This is a genomic window from Cyanobium sp. Aljojuca 7A6 (assembly GCF_024346455.1).
Taxonomy (GTDB): domain Bacteria; phylum Cyanobacteriota; class Cyanobacteriia; order PCC-6307; family Cyanobiaceae; genus Cyanobium.
In genome coordinates this window covers 181,696-198,357 of record NZ_JAGQCY010000003.1, presented here as the reverse complement: position 1 = coordinate 198,357, position 16,662 = coordinate 181,696, and the positions used below count along the sequence as shown (strand labels likewise).

Sequence of the window (16,662 nt, the reverse complement as noted above, 5' to 3'; positions counted from 1 at the left end):
CTGGCTCAAAGGGGGTCGAGGGCCACCAGGCCGCGCAGGGCCGGCGGTGGTTCGCTGATCGGCAGGTCGAGCCTGGGGAAGATCCAGTAGGCCACGGCGTGGAGGGCCAGCACCACGATCAGGTTCTGCAACAGAACCAGCAGCAGGGCCGCGACCTGCACCTGGGCCAGGTCAAAGCCCCCGGCCAGACCCACCACCCCGGCCAGGCGGTCCAACAGGTTGGCGGCGGCGGTGGTGATCACCACCCAGAGGTTCTCCCCCACCAGCACCGAAAGCACCGCCACCCGCACCAGGAAGCCGCCGGCGCCGATCAGGCCGCCCACCCCCAGGGTGAGCCACCAGCTGCTGCGACGACGCCAGCCCCAGCCCAGCCAGAGCGAGAGCAGGCCATAGGGGAACAGCACCAGGGGGCCGCGGATCGGCCCCATCAGGGCCACCAGCAACAGGGCCGTCACCACCACCCCCTCCAGGGCACAGCGCCAGCCATGGCGCAGCTGCAACAGGGCCAGGGGCAGGGGCAGGGCGAGGCGGAACAGGGGACTGCCCACCGGCAGGTAGTAGAGCGCCACCCACAGCAGGGCGGTGGAGGCCGCCAGGTAGGCGGTGTCCATCAGCTGGCGCGCCTGGCGAGGGCTCAGCTGCCGCCGGGAGGGAGGGGTCATCGGCTCAGCGCGGCGCTGGCGCCGGACGGGAGGTGGGGGCCGCGCTGCCAGTGGCGGGGACCGCGCTGCCGGTGGCGGGGGCGGGGGTCTCCGTGGCCGGGGTGCCAGCCGATGGCATGCGCTCGATCGTCTCCACCTCGAACGGCACCCCAGCGGCCCGCAGCGCCTTGGTGACCACCTCGGCGGGCGCCGAGGGATCAGCCAGGGGCAGGCGGATGGTGACGCGGTAGGGGGCCGGACGGACCGCCGGGGCCACCGGGGTCTCCGGGGTGGCGGTGGCCGGAGAACGGGCCGGGGGTTCGTTGGCCGCCGGACGGGCCGGGCTCGCTGGGGTGGGGGCCGGGTTGGCGGGCGTCAGCGCCCGGGGGGCGGTGGCTGGGGGGGAGGCTGGGGCGGCCGGGGCGCGGGAAAAGCTGCGCGACAGGGCCTCGCCGAACGGTGTGCCGCCGCAGGCGGACAGCAGCAGGGGCAGCGTCAGCAGGGTTCCCGCCAGCGGAAGGGAGGGGCGGGTTGACGCCATCAGCTGCTGGCGGGTTTGATCACCCGCACGGCGCTGGCCCGCAGGCGACCGGACTTGGTGGTGGCGGGAGGCTTCTTGGCGGCGGCGGCCTTGGTGGCGGCTGGCTTGGCCGCTGCTTTTTTGGCGGCGGCTCCCGCGGTGCCCTTGGCGGCCGCCCGGGTGGCGCTGCGGGCCTTGGCGGCGGTCTTGCTGGTGGCGGCCTTGGCGGCCAGCAGTTCCACCGCCTGCTCCAGGCTGATGGTGTCGGCGGTGGTGCCCTCCGGCAGGGAGGCGTTCACCTTGCCCTGTTTGACGTAGAGCCCATAGGGACCATCGAACAGCTGGATGGTCTCCTCGGAGCCCTCCGGCGCCCCCAGATCCTTGAGCGCCGTACGACCGCCGCGGCCTTTCTTGGGCATGGCCAACAGCTCCAGGGCCCGGCCCAGGCCCACGGCCAGCACGTCGTCCTCGGCCTTGAGGGAGCGGTAGTCCTTCTCCCCTTTGCCCTTGTCGTGGACGACATAGGGGCCGAAGCGCCCCAGCCCGGCCTGCACCTTGCCCCCCTCCGGGTGCTCGCCCAGGAGACGGGGAAGCCGCAGCAGCCCCAAGGCGTCCTCCAGGCTGAGGTCTTCGGGCTTGACGCCCTTGGGCAGGGAGGCCCGCTTGGGCTTGGGCACCTCCTCGCTCACCTGGCCGCGCTGCACGTAGGGGCCGTACTGGCCGAACAGCAGGTACACCTGCTCGCCGGTCTCGGGGTCCTCGCCGAGGGACTCGGGCCCCTCAGCCTTCTGGCGCAGCAGCAGCTCGGCCTTCTCGGCATCGAGATCGGCGGGGGTGATCTCCTGGGGCAGGGTGGCCTTGAGCAGCTCCTCACTGCCGTCCTCGGCCACCCGCTTGGTCTCCAGGTAGGCGCCGAAGCGGCCGATCCGCACCACACACGGCAGACCCTCCAGCACCACCGTCCGGGAGATGCCGGGGTCGATGTCGCCCTCCCGTTGCTGCACCTGGGTCTCCAGGCCCTTCTCGCCCTTGTAGAAGCCCTCCAGATAGGGCAGCCAGGACACCTTGCCGGTGGAAATCTCGTCGAGGGTGTGCTCCATCTTCGAGGTGAAGGCCGTGTCCACCAGGTCGGGGAAGTGCTCCTCCAGCAGGGCCGTCACCGCAAAGGCCGTGAAGCTGGGGGTGAGGGCGTTGTTCTGCAGGGTGGCGTAACCCCGGTCGACGATGGTGCCGATGATGCTGGCGTAGGTGGAGGGACGGCCGATGCCCTCCTTCTCCAGGGTCTTCACCAGGGCCGCCTCGCTGTAGCGGGCGGGGGGCTGGGTCTGGTGGCCGAGGGCCTCGACGCCGCGGCAGAGGGGGCTGTCACCGACGGCGAGCGACGGCAGCAGCACCTCCTGGCCCTCCAGGGCCGCGTCGGGGTCATCGCTGCCCTCCACATAGGCGCGGAAGAAGCCGGCGAAGTCGATGCGCTTGCCGCTGGAGCGGAAGGTGGCGCCCGCCGCTTCGATGTCGACCGCCAGCAGGGTGAGCCGGGCATCGGCCATCTGGCTGGCCACGGTGCGCTTCCAGATCAGCTCATAGAGGGCCAGGTCGCGGCCGTCGAGGCCGGAATCCTTGGGCGTGCGGAAGCTCTCGCCAGCGGGGCGGATCGCCTCGTGGGCCTCCTGGGCATTGCGGGCCTTGGTGCTGAACTGGCGCGGCGCCGGGCTGAGGAATTCCTTGCCATACATGGCGCCGACGCAGTTGCGTGCCGCCGTCAGGGCCTGGTCGGACAGGTGCACCGAGTCGGTGCGCATGTAGGTGATGAAGCCCCGCTCATAGAGAGCCTGGGCCGTGCGCATGGTGTCGCGGGCCGAGAGCCGCAGCTTGCGGTTGGACTCCTGCTGCAGGGTGCTGGTGGTGAAGGGGGGCACGGGCCGCCGCACCGTGGGCTTCTCCTCCACCGCCGACACCCGCCAGGGGGAGCTCTCGACGGCGGCCTTGAGGGCGCCGGCCTCGGCCTCGCTGAGCAGCTTCACCTTGCTGCCGGGCTTCAGGCCGCCGGTGGTCTCGTCGAAATCGGAGCCGCCGGCGATGCGCTCAGCCCCCAAATGGGTCAGCCGTGCTTCAAACGGCACCGCCGCCTGCTCAAGGCCGGCCTTGAGATCCCAGTAGCTGCCGCTGCGGAAGGCGCGGCGGGCCCGCTCGCGCTGCACCAGCAGCCGCACCGCCACCGATTGGACCCGTCCGGCGGACAGGCCCCAGGCCACCTTTTTCCAGAGCAGGGGCGACAGGGTGTAGCCCACCAGGCGATCGAGGATGCGGCGGGTCTCCTGGGCATGGACCAGCTCCATGTCGAGATCACGGGTCTGGTCGAGGGCACGGCCGATCGCCTCCTTGGTGATCTCGTGGAACACCATCCGCTTGACCGGCACCTTCGGCCCCAGGAGCTGGAGCAGGTGCCAGCTGATGCTCTCCCCTTCCCGGTCCTCGTCCGTGGCCAGCAGCAGCTGGTCGGCATCCTTGAGCGCGTCCTTGAGCTCCTTCACCACCTTTTTCTTGTCCTTCGGCACCACGTAGAGGGGCTCAAAGGCGTTAGCGGTGTTGACGCCGAGGTTGGCCCACTTTTCTCCTTTATGGGCCGCAGGAATCTCGCTGGCGTTGTTGGGCAGGTCACGCACATGGCCCATCGACGCCTCCACCCGGAAGGTCTTGGGCAGGAACGCCCGAATGGTGCGGGCCTTGGTGGGGCTCTCGACGATGACCAGGGTGTGGGCCACGGGAAGGCGCGATACCGCTTCCTTCTTTATCGCATCGGCGGACCCAGCGGGTATCGGGGCACCAGACTGACCCCCCAGATGGCGGCTACAGTCCGCCACATTGCGTGCCTCCCCGATCCCTGTGTCAGTCCTGTTTCTGGCAGCAGCGAGCGCCGTCACCACGGCCGCTTCCGCCGCGGAAGCCATTGCCTCAGGTCTTGGCACCGGCGGCCTGGCCCTGCAGCTGAACGCCGGGGCGATCGCTCCGGAAGTGGCCGTCCTTCTGACACTGGTGGTCTGCCTGGTGGTTGACCTGGCTGGGGAGAAGGCGGCCAGCCGCTGGGTGCCGCCCATTTGCTACGGCGGCCTGGGAGCCTCCCTGGTGCTGCTGGCGCTGCAGTGGAACAGCCCCCTGGAGCCCTCCTTCCTCGGATCCTTCCTGGCCGACAACCTGGCCATCGCCTTCCGGGCGGTGGTGGCCGCCTCCACCTTGATCTCCCTTCTGCTGAGCTGGCGGTACGTGGAGCGCAGCGGCACACCGATGGGCGAATACGCCGCGATCCTGCTGGCCGCGACCCTCGGGGCCATGTTCCTGTGCGGCTCCACCGACCTGGTGAGCATCTTCATTTCCCTGGAAACCCTCTCGGTCGCCAGCTATCTGCTCGCGGGGTACATGAAGCGGGATGCCCGCAGTTCCGAGGCGGCCCTGAAGTATCTGCTGGTGGGATCGGCCGCCGCGGCGGTGTTCCTCTACGGCGCCTCGCTCCTTTACGGCCTCAGCGGCGGTGCCACCAGCCTGGCGACCATCGGTTTGGCGCTGCAGACCAGTGCCTCGCCGATCACGGCCCTGGCCCTGGTGTTCGTGCTGGCCACCGTGGCCTTCAAGATCGCCGCGGTTCCTTTCCACCAGTGGACCCCCGATGTCTATGAGGGTTCCCCCACGCCGGTGGTCGCCTTTCTGTCGGTTGGCTCCAAGGCCGCCGGTTTCGCCCTGGCGGTGCGACTGCTGGTGGGCTGTTTCGAGAGCTTCGATGCCCAGTGGAAGTTCCTGTTCACCGTGCTGGCGGTGCTGAGCATGGTGCTGGGCAACGTGGTGGCCCTGGCCCAGACTTCGATGAAACGGATGCTGGCCTACAGCTCCATCGGCCAGGCCGGTTTCGTGATGATCGGCCTGGTGTGCGGCACCGAGGACGGCTTCTCGGCGATGGTGCTCTACATGGCGGCCTATCTGTTCATGAACCTGGGCGCCTTCGCCTGCATCATCCTGTTTTCCCTGCGCACCGGCAGCGACCGCATCGCCGACTACGCCGGTCTTTATCAGAAGGATCCCCTCATCACCCTGGGCCTGAGTCTTTGCCTGCTCTCCCTTGGCGGCATCCCACCGATGCTGGGCTTCTTCGGCAAGATCTACCTCTTCTTCGCCGGCTGGGCCGACCACCAATACCTGCTGGTGGTGGTGGGTCTGGTCACCTCCGTGGTGTCGATCTATTACTACATCTCGGTGATCAAGATGATGGTGGTGAAAGAACCCCAGGAGGCCTCCGATGTGGTCAAGGCTTACCCCGCCATCACCTGGAATGTGGCCGGCATGCAGCCCCTGCGCGCCGCCCTCGTGGGCTGCGTGGTGATCACCGCCGTGGGTGGCGTCCTCTCCAGCCCGCTGTTCGACTGGGCCAGCTCCACCGTGGCCGGCACCCCAATCCTGCAGCAGGCCATCGCCGCGGCGGCCATCGCCCCGCTGGGCTGACTTCCTAGCCTTTCGGCCATGGATCTCCCCAAGCCCCCGGTGGCCGAGCTGGCGCACGTCTCCAAGGTTTACGGCAGTGGCGACACAGAGGTTCGTGCCCTCGACGACCTTTCGCTGATCGTGCAGCAGGGCGACTACCTGGCGGTGATGGGGGCCAGCGGATCCGGCAAGAGCACGGCCATGAACATCCTCGGCTGCCTGGACCGGCCGAGTTCCGGCAGCTACCGGCTGAACGGCACCGATGTCGACAGCCTCGACGACGATGCGCTGGCCGACCTGCGCAACCAGCAGCTGGGTTTCGTGTTCCAGCAGTTCCATCTGCTGCCCCAGCTGAGTGCCATCGACAACGTGATGCTGCCGATGATCTATGCCCGCATCCCCAAGGAGGAGCGGCGCCGGCGGGCCCTGGCGGCCCTCGATCGTGTCGGCCTTTCCAACCGGCTGGAGAACAAGCCCAACCAGCTCTCCGGCGGCCAGCAGCAGCGGGTGGCGTTGGCCCGGGCGATCATCAACGATCCGGCCATGCTGCTGGCCGACGAGCCCACCGGAGCCCTCGACTCCCACACCACCGAGGAGGTGCTGAGCCTGTTCGGTGATCTCAATGCCCAGGGGATCACGATCCTGATCGTCACCCACGAAAACGAGGTGGGCGCCAGGGCCGATCGGGTCGTGCACTTCCGCGACGGACGCATCAGCGCCTGACCCGCACTCCCGACTCAGCCAGGTGAGGACAGGGGGAAACGGGGACGCTCCAGGGTGGCGATGAGCTGGCCCATCAGCAGGGCCACCGCATCGGTGGACCCACGGCCATCCGGACCGGCCATGCCGGCGAACAGGCTGCCGCCGGGGTCGAAATCGCCGGGATTGGTGGCGACCCAGCCGCCATCCTGGGGCAGGCGCAGCTCGAAATGCAGGTGGGGGCCAGTGCTCAGGCCCGTGCTGCCGACGCGGCCGATCACTTCGCCCTGACGCACCATCTCCCCGTCCTTGACATAGAGCTCGGAGAGGTGGCCATAGAGGGTGCGGCGACGGGGGCGGTCGTGCTCAATCTCCACCGCCAGGCCGTAGCCGCCCGCCAGACCGCTGCTGACGACGCGTCCGGAGAGGGCTGCCACCACCGGCGTACCCTCCGGGGCCGCCAGATCGCGGCCCGCATGCATCAGCCAGCTGCCGATGATCGGATGCAGGCGCCAGCCGAAGTCGCTCGTGGTGACCGCGGAGCCGATCAGGGGGAAAAGCAGGCGCAGGTTGCCGTTGCCACCGATCGGGGCGGGCCGGGGGGTGACGCGAAACACGTCGGTGAGCCGGAAGCTGCCGCCGGCTCCGGTGAGCAGGGCGCTGACGGGAACGGTGATCGGCGGCAGGGGGGAGGCATCAGGTCCGAAACCGCCGAAGCCGATGCCGCGGCCCCCGGCCGCCAGATCCCCCTCGCCCAGTCCGTCCGCGAGGCCATCCTTGCGGCCGCGGCCGATGATGATCACACCGGTATTGCATTCCTGTACTGAGAGGGCCCCGGCACGGCAGGCCTGGCTGCGGGAGGCCGCCTGCTGGGGCGAGAGCAGGGAGCCGCGCACCCGGACCCGCTCGCCAGGGGTCACAACCCCTTCCCGCACCAGGGCATCGAGGGAGGCATCAAAGCGGCGGACCGGTTCGGGACGGCGCTCGGCCGTTCCAGGACGCAGCATCGCCGGAGGGGCCTCACCGCTGACCGGTGGCGGAGGCGCCAGGGGTTGCACAGGCGCCTGAAACTCGGGGCGCGTGACGGGCGCGGAGAGCCTCACCGAAGGGCGCAGCACCGGCGCCGTGGACGGCGTTTCCGTCACCTCCACGCCGGGAACGGCCTGGGCCAGCACCAGGGGCATCGCCAGCCACGAGGCGGTGGCCCCGGCCGTGAGGGCCGTCAGAACGGTGAGGGGCTGGGGGGCCATATCAGGGAAAGGCGAAACACACTGTAAGGGGGGTGCTCAACCGGCACCGAACGTGCGTTGCAGCACCTGCTCCCGTGGGCCGTGAACCAGCCGCAGACCCCCATCGGCCGTCAGCCCGATGGGACACCAGTCTTCCCCGTTGAGGTGGATGGGCCCAGCAGGCAGCAGCAGACGCCGCTCCGCCTGCCGGCGCACCTCCTCGGGCTCCCCGGCCCAGGCCATGGCCCACTCCAGGGCCGCCAGCACCTCCCCACACCAGAGCAACGGATCGGCGCGCCGGGGGCCCAGCAACGTCGTCGCCACGGCCACCGCACCGGCTGGCACCCGGTTGGCGGCATTGAGCCCGACACCCACGCGGGCCCAGCGGCAGGCGCCCCCCCGTAGCCGCAGCCGGGGCAGCAGGCCCGCCAACTTCAGCGGTGTGGCCCCATCGGCGGCAACCAGCAGCAGATCGTTCGGCCATTTGATCCGCACCGCCAGCCCCCGGGACTCCAGCCGCAGGCACAGTCCGACCGCCGCCGCCAGGCCGGGGGCGGCGGCCAGCTCGGCAGCGGCGGGCCAGGGCAGGGCCGCACTCAGCCAGACCCCCCCGCTCGGGGAGCACCAGGGGCGGCCCTGCTGGCCGCGGCCGAAGCGCTGGCGGCGGGCGATCACGGCCCGGGGGGCCCGCAGCGGCCCGTCGCCCGCAAGACGCGGGTCATCGGCCAGCCAGCGATCGAGCTGCGTCTCGGTGCTGGCGCACACCGGCAGGGCCCGCAGCCGCCAGTGCAGGGGAGGCGTCAGGGCGTTTGGTGTCGCTCGTCGCTGGGCCCCGATCGCGCCGATCAAAACCGCCGCAGCCAGTCGCCGATGCGGGCCGCCCCCGCCTCCAGTTCCGCGGCCGGGTGCACCAGGGCCAACCGCTGCCAGCCCTCGCCGCCGGGGCCGAAGCCGTTGCCGGGGGTGAGGCAGACGCCAGTGCCCTCCAGCAGGGCGGCGCAGAAACGCTCCGAATCCAGACCCCGAGCCCGCGCCGGCTCAGGGATCTGCAGCCACAGGTAGAGGGCCATTGAGGGCAGCCGCACGGGCCAGCCCTGGGCCTCGAGGGCAGAGGCCATGCGATCACGGCGCTCCCGGTAGACCACGCGCAACTGCTGCGGCCAGTGGGGGGCCAGCTCCAAGGCGGCGATGGCCCCGGCCTGCAGGGCCAGGGACTGGTTGAAATCCACCACCCCCTTGAGCTGGCGTAAGGCGCTGATCAAGTCCTCGGCGCCGATGGCGAAGGCCAGCCGGTACCCCCCCAGACACCAGCTCTTGGAGAAGGAGAAGAACTCGATGCCGCAGCGCCGCCAGGCGGGATGGCGCAGCAGGGCAGGGGCCTCACCGTCCAGGGCCAGATCCACGTAGGGGTTGTCATGGGCGAGCACCACGTCGTGGCGCAGGGCCCGCTCCACCGCCGCATCCAGCCAGGCCTGCTCGCCAGTGGTGGCCGTGGGGTTGTGGGGAAAGCCCAGCACCATCAGCTTGAGGGCCTGCCACTGGCTGGGGGCCAGTCGGTCAAAATCCGGACGCCAGCCGGCCCCGGCGTCGAGGGGCAGCAACACCGGATCGGCGCTGGCCAGATGCAGGCCCCCCATGTGGGAGGGGTAGTAGGGGTCGAGCAGCAGGGCCGGATCGCCGGGGTTGAGCACCGCCAGCGGCAGATGGGCCGTGCCCTCCTGGGAACCCACCAGCAACAGCACCTCCGTTTCCGGATCCACCGCCACGTCGAATCGCCGCCGCGCCCACGCCGCCACCGCTTCACGGAAGGGCAGGGTGGCGGCGTGGAGGCAGTACGAAGCACTCTCGGGCCGGCCCAGACCCGCGGCGATGGCGTCGAGGGCCACCGCAGGCGGCTGCAGGTCGGTGGAGCCGAGGGAGAGATCCAGCAGCGGCGGCAGGGGAGCGCCGTCAATGGCGCACGCGTGGCCAGTTCTGGCGGTGTAGGCGGCCTTGCGCTGGTCGTTGCGAGCGAAGACGCCGCTGCCGAGCCGCGACAGGCGCTCAGAGATGGGCATCAAGGAAGGCCTTGAGCTGGGACTGGGCCATGGCACCTTCATGGCGGGCCACTTCCAGGCCAGCCCGGAACAGGATCAAGGTGGGCAGACCTTGCACCTTCAGGCTGTCCCGGCTGACGGGGTTGGGATCGGCCTCCAGCTTGCCGACGGTCAGAGCACCCCCGGGGGTCTCGGCATAGGCCGTGGCGGCCCAGGTCATCAGGGGGGCCATCAGCCGGCAGGGGCCGCACCAGGCCGCCCAGACGTCGACCAGCACCGGGCCCGGAGCCTCAAGAACCGAAGCCTGAAAGTTGGCGTCGGTGAGGGCGAGGACGGGGGAGTCGACGTCGGCGGGCACGGCGTTCGGAACAGCGGTGCCCCGATTGTATGAATTCAGAGCTTGTCGATGGACTGGCGCAGTTCCTCGAGCTCGGCGTTCACCTCAGCCACCTTCACCGGCTCCAGCTGGGGGGCCGGTCCGCCCTCCATGGGAAGGGAGATGGGGGTCTTGCCACCTTCGAGCCGGTTTTTGAGAGCCGCCAGTTCTTCGTCGACGTTGCTGCCCTCGAGGGCCGCGAACTGGCTTTCCAGATCGGCCCCGGCCAGCTCGGCGGCGGCCTGGCTGCGGGCTTCCATGTTCAGCACCTTCTCCTCCATCTGGTCGAAGGCGGCCATCGAACTGTTGGTGTTCAGGCTGCCCACGGCGTTCTGGAGCTGCTCCTGGGCCTGGGCCGCCTGGGCACGGGCCTTGAGCATGTCCTTCTTGGTCTTGGCCTCGGCGATCTTGCCCTCAAGGGCGGTGAGGCTGCGCTTGAGGGTGTCGACCTGCCCGGCCTGGCCGTTGAGCTGGGCGTTGAGGGCGGCGGCGGTGTCGGTGTAGGTCTTGCGGCGCGAGAGGGACTCGCGGGCGAGATCCTCCTCACCCTTTTTGAGGGCCAGTTCGGCGCGCTCGTACCAGGTGCGGCTCTGGGCCTCGGCCTGCTCAGCCTGATTCTGGAGCCGCTTCTGGCTGGCGATGGCGGTGGCCACGGCCTGGCGCAGCTTGACCAGATCGGACTGCATGTCCGCCACGGACTGATCCAGGATCTTGGCCGGATCCTCGGCCTTGCTCACCAGGTCATTGAGGTTGGCGCGCAGAAGGCGGCTCAGCCGATCGAAAAAACCCATGGAGGCGGGGCTATTGCAGAAACTGACAGTAGCCAGAACTGGCCGGGCGCACCCCTGCAACGGTCAGCGGATTGCCGCACCCCTAGCGTGGGCCCATGGAGCCGTCCCGTTCCCGCCAGCGCCGCCAAGCCGACAGCGGCGGCTCCCGTCGCTGGATCAGCGAGGCGGTGCAGACGCGCCGGGTGGGGAACATTTCCTTGCTGATGCCGCCTCCCCGGCCGCCGGCCAGTGCCCTGGGGAGCTGCCTCGACAGCCTCCAGCAGGACTGGCGCCGCGACGGCCACCTGGCGGGACTATGGCGGGACTGGCCCCGCATCGCCGGCCCCCAGCTGGCCCCCCATTGCCGCCCTCTGCAGCTGCAGGGGGGCCTGCTGACGGTGGGCGCCGCGCCGGGACCCTGGCTGCAGGCCCTGCAGTACAACCGCCACCAGCTGCTGGGTTCGCTGCGGGCCGCCGGCTTTGCCGTGCGGGACGTGCGGGTGCAACAGCACCACCCTGCCCCCACCACCCCGGGCGGCCAGAGCGAGGCGGAGGTGTGGGCCGTCCATCCGAGCCGCTGCGATGTTCACGGCATGGCGGACTGCCCGGCCTGCGGTCGGCCGGCGCCGGCCGGGGAGATGGCCCGCTGGGGCCACTGCAGCTTCTGCCGCCGCGCTGAGCTGGCCTGAACGCCTCACCCGGGGCTCTTCAGGGGCCGCCAACCTCGTGGTCGTCGTCGAACAGGGCCCGCCAGGCCCTCTCCTGGGCCGCCGCGGCCTCACTGCCCTCCAGGGGGAAACCAGCCAGGAAGTCCTTGTCGGCGGATGGCTCGTAGGGCCCCTGCTTGATCTCCATGAGCACCGCATCGGCGCTCAGGGCCACCAGGGTGTGGATCACCCCTTCGGCCAGCTCAATCCCGAACAGGGGCCCGCCGGCGCTGATCCGTTCACACCCCAGCACCCGACCGCCGCCATCAAGCAGCAGCAGCCCCACCTCCCCCTGCAGCACCAGGAAGCACTCGAAACCGGCCCCGGGGGTTTCGCGCCGGTGGCGGTGGGGCCGCACATAGGTGCCGATCTGCAGGACATTGAGGAAGCGCTGCACCCGATCGGCGGGGGCATGGAAGTTGTGGTTCAGGCGCCGGCGCGGTGATCTGGCAGCGCCGGCCGCCACGGTGTCGACCAGCGCCTGATCGATGCGCTGCAGGGGGGAGGGGGCGGCGGACTCCAGCGGGGGCACGGGCAGCCATCAGCAACTGCCCATAGATTGAATGGCCATAGGGGCGGCGGCGGCATGGGTGCAGCTCAGCGGAGGATCCGGAAGGCGTTGGGGCCCCTGGTGGTTCTGCTCAGCACCGGCCTGGCCCTGCCGTCCCTGGCGGCCACCTATTCCATCGAGGCCGTGACCAGTTCGGGGATGTCGGCGCCGGCCATGGGCGGCGCCGACATCATGCGGATGATGATGGGCGGACGTCCTTCGATGAACAGCACCAGCCGCCAGCTGGAGCTGCAGTTGCAGGCGCCCGGCAAGGCGGCCAACCCAACGGCCGAGCACCGCATTCCCGCCGCCATGGCGATGGGCACGGCGCTGCCGTTGCGGAGCGGCAGCGACAGCCCTGGGCAGCCCGGCCAGTGGCAGGACAAGGAAATCCCCGAGCCGAAGGGTCGGCTGTTGATCTACCGCGGCTGCGCCGAAAGCGCGGGCGCCGGCCAGCCGGAGATCATCACCCTGAAGGGGCTGTTGCCGGAACAGCGTCGCCAGGCCCTGGAGGGCCTCAGTCGTCTGGCGACCAGCGCCAACGCTGGCGGAGCGCCCCTCACCAGCGGTCGCTGGCCCTCTGGCAGTGAGCCTCCGGCGGTGCCGCTGCAGGCCTCGCTGGTGGGCAGCCATGTGGTGGCCAGCAACTACGCGCCGGAAATCCGCTTCCAGGTGGAGAGCAGCCACGACTTCCTGGCCCCGGTGACGCTGACCACCACCACAGCCGGCGGCTCCCAGCGGCTCAGCTGGCAGGCCGTCCCCACGGCCCTGGGCTACCAGGCCATGGCCACCGGCCTGGGCCGCCAGGAGGGCGACATCATCATGTGGACCTCCAGCGAGGCGCCCTGGTCCGACAGCTCGGTGCCGGGCGAACTGAGGGCCCCGGCAGCGGCCCGGCTGGTGCAGCGCGGCGTGCTGCTGGCGCCGGAGCGCACCACCTGCTCGGTCAGCGCCCAGGCCATGGCGGCGATGCGGATGGCGATGCTCACCTTCACCGCCTACGGCGACACCCTGCTGCTGAACAGCGCCAAGGGCGCCCCCTCCTGGCGTCTCAGCCTGGAGCGGCGCTCCACCGCCATGCGTCCGTTGGGAGAGGGCCTGGAGGGCCTCGATCCGGGCGGCGGCGAAAGGAAGGAGGAGCCCAAGAAGCAGGGGGGCTTCAACCTGTTCAAGCTGTTCTGATCAGCCCTGGGATGGAGGGTGATCTGGCGCGTTCGGCCGGCCCAGACGCCTGGTCTGTTGCGTGAACCTGACCTCCCCGTGAGGGCCGACCTCGATCCGCACCGCTTCGCCGTAGTGCCCATTGGTGACGTAGCCCTGGGAGGAGCGGATGGGGGTGCCATCCGCCAGCTGTCCTGAGATCTCGAACTGGGCGTCGAACTTGATCTGAAAGGACTGGGTGACAACGTCACCATCGGCGATCGGCTCGAAGCGCAGCGTCTGCCAGGGCAAGGACACCTCCAGGGCAGTGATCGTGCGGCCGCTGCTGTTGCTGACCGTGAGCGCGTTCCGGGTGTGCTCCTGAAACGCCACCCCTGCGCCGATGGCCGCCAGACCAGCCACCGCCGCCAGCACCAGGAACGAGCGTCGGGTGAGGCGTGCCACAGCAGTCACTTTGGCAAGCCAGAGGCCCGCTGCCCATGGCGCGGCTCCTTAGCCTGACCGGATCACGGCACCCGTTTCGCCGCCTGCAGGAGTCCGCCCTTGGCCGCCGCGCGCCACATCCTGCTGACCGGCGGCAATTCCGGCATCGGCTTTGAGGCGGCCGTGGTGCTCTGCCGGGACGGCCACCGACTCACCCTGCTCTGCCGGGACCGGGTCACCGCCGAAGCGGCCGGAAGGCGAGTGCTGGAGAGGGCCGGTTCGGGCACCCCACCCGCCGCCGAGGCCTGCGACCTGGGCGATCTGGAGAGCGTGCGGGCCTGTGCCACCGCCCTGCTCGCCCAGGCGACCCCCATCGACACGCTGGTGCTCAATGCCGGCCTGCAGTACGCCGGTGCCAGCGAACCGCGGCGCACCGCCCAGGGCCATGAGCTCAGCTTCGGGGTGAACCATCTCGGCCATGTCCTGCTGGCCCACCAGCTGCGGCCCCTGCTGGCGGCCGGACAGTCCCCACGGCTGGTGGTCACCGCCAGCGAGGTCCACGACCCCACCACCGCGGGGGGAAAGGTGGGCGCCGCCGCGGGGCTCGGCGAGCTGGCAGGTCTGCAGCCAGGGCAGGCCACCTTGATGGTGAACGGCACGGACGGCTTCAATGCCGACAAGTCTTACAAGGACAGCAAGCTCTGCAATGTGCTGTTTGCCCGAGAGTTCGCCCGCCGCCTGGAGGCGCAGGGAACGCCCTATCCGGTGATCGCCTGGAGCCCCGGATTGGTGATTCCGCCCACCAGCGAAGGCGGCTTCTGGCGCTACAGCCGCCAGTCGAATGAGCTGGGGCAACGGCTCTTCGCCCTGGCGGCCCGCTCGATCCTGCGCCTCACCGAAAGCGTCGAGAACGCCGGAGCCCTGCTGGCCGCCCTGGCCGTCGATGACGCCTACGCCGCCGGCGGCTTCAGCTACCACTGCAACCGCGTCACGGCCCCGTGCCAGCATGTGTTTGAGCCCACCGCCACCAGCACCGAAGGACAGGACGCTGATCTGGCCCGGCGGCTGTGGGAGGCGAGTGCGGCCCTGGTGGGCGTGGAGGCCGATCGGCCTTGAAGGGCCTGCCCGAGCGGCTGCTGTTCCTTCCCGGCGCCTCGGGCGACACCGGCTTCTGGCGTCCCCTGGAGCGGCGGCTGGCCTGCCGCGCCGAGCGGCTGCACCTGGGCTGGCCCGGCTTCGGCGACACCCCGCCCCGGCCGGGGGTCACAGGATTCGATGACCTGCTGGCCCTCGTGCTGGAGCCGCTGGATCGCCCCTGCGCCCTGATCGCCCAGTCGATGGGAGGGGTCCTGGCCCTGCAGGCCGCCCTGGCCCGGCCGCCGGAGGTGACGCACCTGGTGCTGTGCGCCACCTCCGGCGGCCTGCCGATGGCCGAGCTGGGGGCCGCCGACTGGAGGGACAGCTTCCGCACCAGCCTGTCCCACCTTCCTGACTGGTTCGCCACGGAAACCACGGACCTCTCCGGGCGCCTGCCGGAGGTCGCGGCACCCACCCTGCTGCTGTGGGGCGATGCCGACCCGTTCAGCCCGGTGGCCGTGGGGGAGCGGCTGGCCCGGCGGCTGCCCCGGGCCCGTCTGCAGCTGATCCCGGGCGGCGACCATGATCTCGGCCGGCATCACGCTGAGCAGCTGGCGCCGCTCATCGACGCCCACCTGGCCGCCGCCGCTCCCCTCGCCCCACCATGAGCAAGACCACCAGCCCCTACTGGAATCCGCTGGCGCCGGAGCAGGCCCATCGCTGGCGCTGGATCGAGGGACTGGAGGGGCAGGTGCAGGAACTGGTTCTCAGTGAGGATCCGGCCAGCGGGGAGATCACCCGCCTCACCCGCTTCCTGAGCGGGGCCGACACTGCCGCCTTCGGGGGCAAGGCCCACCCCTTCCCCGAGGAGATCTTCATCGTGGCGGGGCGCCTGTTTGACGCGGCCTTCGGCCTGTGGCTGGAGCCGGGGCACTACGCCAGTCGGCCGCCGGGGGAGGTGCATGGCCCCTTCCACACCGATGGCGAAGGCTGCCTGGTGCTGGATGTGTCCTTTCCCCAGCGCGCCTGAACTGCTTTGGGGCGGTGCAACGCTTCGCACCGATGGGGTGCCCACTGGCACGCCTCTGCCTAGTCTCCCGGCAACGCTCCCTTCCCGCTGCGATGGCCGTGTCTCTGATGCAGGATCCCTCCAGTGGATCCTCCCTGAAGGTGATCGAGGCCGTGAAGGAGGGGTGGCAGGCCTTCACCCGGGCCCCCTGGGTGTTCGTCGGTTTCACCCTGCTGGCGGGGGTGCTGAGCAGCCTCTGCTCCCTGATCCAGGGCCAGGTCGACCCCGACGAAGCCGCCGTGGTCACAACGGTCCAGGTGATCCGCCTTGTGGTGGGCTCGATTCTGAGCGTGCTCGTGAGCCTGTGGAGCACCACGGGGCTGGTCCGGGGTGCCTGGAGCGCCCTGGCGGGAGGGAAGCCAAGCCTTGGCACCTTCCTCCGCTGGGATGGCCAGGCCAGCTGGCGGCTGTTCCGCAACGGACTGGTGCTCGGGATCCTGTTTGGCGTGGTCCTGGTGGTGGCGGCCCTGGTGGGGGTCGCCGCCGCCCGGCTCAACCAGGTCCTGGCGGTGTTGCCCTTCCTGGTGGCCTTCGCCGTGCTGATCTACCTGGCGGTGAACCAGAAGTTCATGGCCCAGATCGCCCTGCTGCAGGGGCTCGGGCCCATCGAATCGATCACCCGGGGCCGCACCCTGCTCGATCCCCAGTGGGGCTCGGTGCTGCTGCTGGCCCTGGTGGAATTCGCCATCGCCCTGCTGGGCCTGCTGGCCTGCTTCGTGGGGCTGCTGGTGGCGGTGCCGGTGATCCTGTGCACCAGCACGGCCGCCTATCGCCAGGTGTTCGGCAGCGAAGACCTCACCGGACTGCTGGTCGAGCCGGCGGCCTGATCCCCGGCCACTTGCAACGGCCCTGCTCGGCTTCGCTGACTTAGGCATTGATCCTGATTCGGATTAACTACATTTCGAACTACGGTTTCTGAACACGATATGGACAGGCG

The 16,662-nt window shown here is 70.2% G+C and carries 18 protein-coding genes; 8 read left to right on the top strand and 10 right to left on the bottom strand.

Annotated features, from left to right (window positions below; genetic code table 11):
• Window positions 1-5: 5 nt before the first annotated feature.
• From KBY95_RS04295 to topA, 3 genes are read right to left on the bottom strand one after another with little or no spacing between them, the layout of a single operon-like run.
• Window positions 6-662 (bottom strand): DUF2232 domain-containing protein, encoded by a 657-nt coding sequence (locus KBY95_RS04295; RefSeq protein WP_254963575.1) that lies wholly within the window; start codon window positions 660-662, stop codon window positions 6-8.
• Window positions 663-666: 4 nt separating this feature from the next.
• A complete protein-coding gene (locus tag KBY95_RS04290) occupies window positions 667-1,182 on the bottom strand; it encodes a hypothetical protein (RefSeq protein ID WP_254963574.1) in 516 nt (171 codons plus the stop codon).
• Entirely contained in the window at window positions 1,182-3,923 is a 2,742-nt protein-coding gene (gene topA / locus KBY95_RS04285) for a type I DNA topoisomerase (RefSeq protein WP_254963573.1), read from the bottom strand. The genes KBY95_RS04290 and topA overlap by 1 nt, the downstream gene beginning before the upstream one ends.
• A gap of 184 nt (window positions 3,924-4,107) precedes the next feature.
• Here topA and KBY95_RS04280 point away from each other — a divergent pair, with 184 nt between their 5' ends.
• Both KBY95_RS04280 and KBY95_RS04275 read left to right on the top strand, forming a co-directional pair.
• Complete coding sequence (locus KBY95_RS04280; RefSeq protein WP_254963723.1) at window positions 4,108-5,649, top strand: NAD(P)H-quinone oxidoreductase subunit N; 1,542 nt, start codon at window positions 4,108-4,110, stop codon at window positions 5,647-5,649.
• An 18-nt stretch (window positions 5,650-5,667) separates the two neighbouring features.
• Window positions 5,668-6,351, top strand: a complete 684-nt coding sequence (locus tag KBY95_RS04275) for an ABC transporter ATP-binding protein (RefSeq protein ID WP_254963571.1) — start codon at window positions 5,668-5,670, stop codon at window positions 6,349-6,351.
• Between the two features lie 14 nt (window positions 6,352-6,365).
• On the opposite strand, the gene KBY95_RS04270 is transcribed toward KBY95_RS04275, so the two are convergent.
• From KBY95_RS04270 to KBY95_RS04250, 5 genes are read right to left on the bottom strand one after another with little or no spacing between them, the layout of a single operon-like run.
• Complete coding sequence (locus KBY95_RS04270; RefSeq protein WP_396094870.1) at window positions 6,366-7,577, bottom strand: M23 family metallopeptidase; 1,212 nt, start codon at window positions 7,575-7,577, stop codon at window positions 6,366-6,368.
• Window positions 7,578-7,613: 36 nt separating this feature from the next.
• Complete coding sequence (locus tag KBY95_RS04265; RefSeq protein ID WP_254963569.1) at window positions 7,614-8,405, bottom strand: biotin--[acetyl-CoA-carboxylase] ligase; 792 nt, start codon at window positions 8,403-8,405, stop codon at window positions 7,614-7,616.
• Window positions 8,402-9,613 (bottom strand): aminotransferase class I/II-fold pyridoxal phosphate-dependent enzyme, encoded by a 1,212-nt coding sequence (locus KBY95_RS04260; protein ID WP_254963568.1) that lies wholly within the window; start codon window positions 9,611-9,613, stop codon window positions 8,402-8,404. The genes KBY95_RS04265 and KBY95_RS04260 overlap by 4 nt, the downstream gene beginning before the upstream one ends.
• Window positions 9,600-9,950 (bottom strand): thioredoxin domain-containing protein, encoded by a 351-nt coding sequence (locus KBY95_RS04255; RefSeq protein ID WP_254963567.1) that lies wholly within the window; start codon window positions 9,948-9,950, stop codon window positions 9,600-9,602. The genes KBY95_RS04260 and KBY95_RS04255 overlap by 14 nt, the downstream gene beginning before the upstream one ends.
• Window positions 9,951-9,985: 35 nt before the next feature.
• Window positions 9,986-10,759 carry a PspA/IM30 family protein gene (locus tag KBY95_RS04250; RefSeq protein ID WP_254963565.1) on the bottom strand — a complete coding sequence of 258 codons (774 nt, stop codon included), beginning with the start codon at window positions 10,757-10,759 and terminating at the stop codon, window positions 9,986-9,988.
• Between the two features lie 95 nt (window positions 10,760-10,854).
• On the opposite strand from KBY95_RS04250, the gene KBY95_RS04245 reads away from it, so the two are divergent.
• On the top strand, window positions 10,855-11,427 hold the full coding sequence (locus KBY95_RS04245; protein ID WP_254963563.1) for a DUF721 domain-containing protein: 573 nt from the start codon (window positions 10,855-10,857) through the stop codon (window positions 11,425-11,427).
• A 19-nt stretch (window positions 11,428-11,446) separates the two neighbouring features.
• Here the strand turns inward: KBY95_RS04245 and KBY95_RS04240 are convergent, their stop codons facing one another.
• A complete protein-coding gene (locus KBY95_RS04240) occupies window positions 11,447-11,977 on the bottom strand; it encodes a WbuC family cupin fold metalloprotein (protein ID WP_315858889.1) in 531 nt (176 codons plus the stop codon).
• A gap of 99 nt (window positions 11,978-12,076) precedes the next feature.
• Here KBY95_RS04240 and KBY95_RS04235 point away from each other — a divergent pair, with 99 nt between their 5' ends.
• The gene (locus KBY95_RS04235) at window positions 12,077-13,177 is read left to right on the top strand and encodes a hypothetical protein (protein WP_254963561.1); all 1,101 of its coding nucleotides are present in this window, start codon (window positions 12,077-12,079) and stop codon (window positions 13,175-13,177) included.
• Here KBY95_RS04235 and KBY95_RS04230 read toward each other — a convergent pair whose 3' ends face one another.
• Complete coding sequence (locus KBY95_RS04230; protein ID WP_254963559.1) at window positions 13,178-13,609, bottom strand: twin-arginine translocation signal domain-containing protein; 432 nt, start codon at window positions 13,607-13,609, stop codon at window positions 13,178-13,180. It abuts the gene before it with no gap.
• A gap of 90 nt (window positions 13,610-13,699) precedes the next feature.
• On the opposite strand from KBY95_RS04230, the gene KBY95_RS04225 reads away from it, so the two are divergent.
• The 4 genes from KBY95_RS04225 to KBY95_RS04210 all read left to right on the top strand — a co-directional run bounded on the left by KBY95_RS04225 (window position 13,700) and on the right by KBY95_RS04210 (window position 16,552).
• Window positions 13,700-14,695, top strand: a complete 996-nt coding sequence (locus KBY95_RS04225; RefSeq protein WP_254963557.1) for an SDR family NAD(P)-dependent oxidoreductase — start codon at window positions 13,700-13,702, stop codon at window positions 14,693-14,695.
• On the top strand, window positions 14,692-15,324 hold the full coding sequence (locus KBY95_RS04220) for an alpha/beta fold hydrolase (RefSeq protein WP_254963555.1): 633 nt from the start codon (window positions 14,692-14,694) through the stop codon (window positions 15,322-15,324). The genes KBY95_RS04225 and KBY95_RS04220 overlap by 4 nt, the downstream gene beginning before the upstream one ends.
• Window positions 15,321-15,686, top strand: coding sequence for a cupin domain-containing protein (locus tag KBY95_RS04215; protein ID WP_254963554.1), 366 nt, complete (start codon window positions 15,321-15,323; stop codon window positions 15,684-15,686). The genes KBY95_RS04220 and KBY95_RS04215 overlap by 4 nt, the downstream gene beginning before the upstream one ends.
• 92 nt (window positions 15,687-15,778) lie before the next feature.
• Window positions 15,779-16,552 carry a hypothetical protein gene (locus KBY95_RS04210; RefSeq protein ID WP_254963552.1) on the top strand — a complete coding sequence of 258 codons (774 nt, stop codon included), beginning with the start codon at window positions 15,779-15,781 and terminating at the stop codon, window positions 16,550-16,552.
• The last annotated feature ends 110 nt before the right edge of the window (window positions 16,553-16,662 follow it).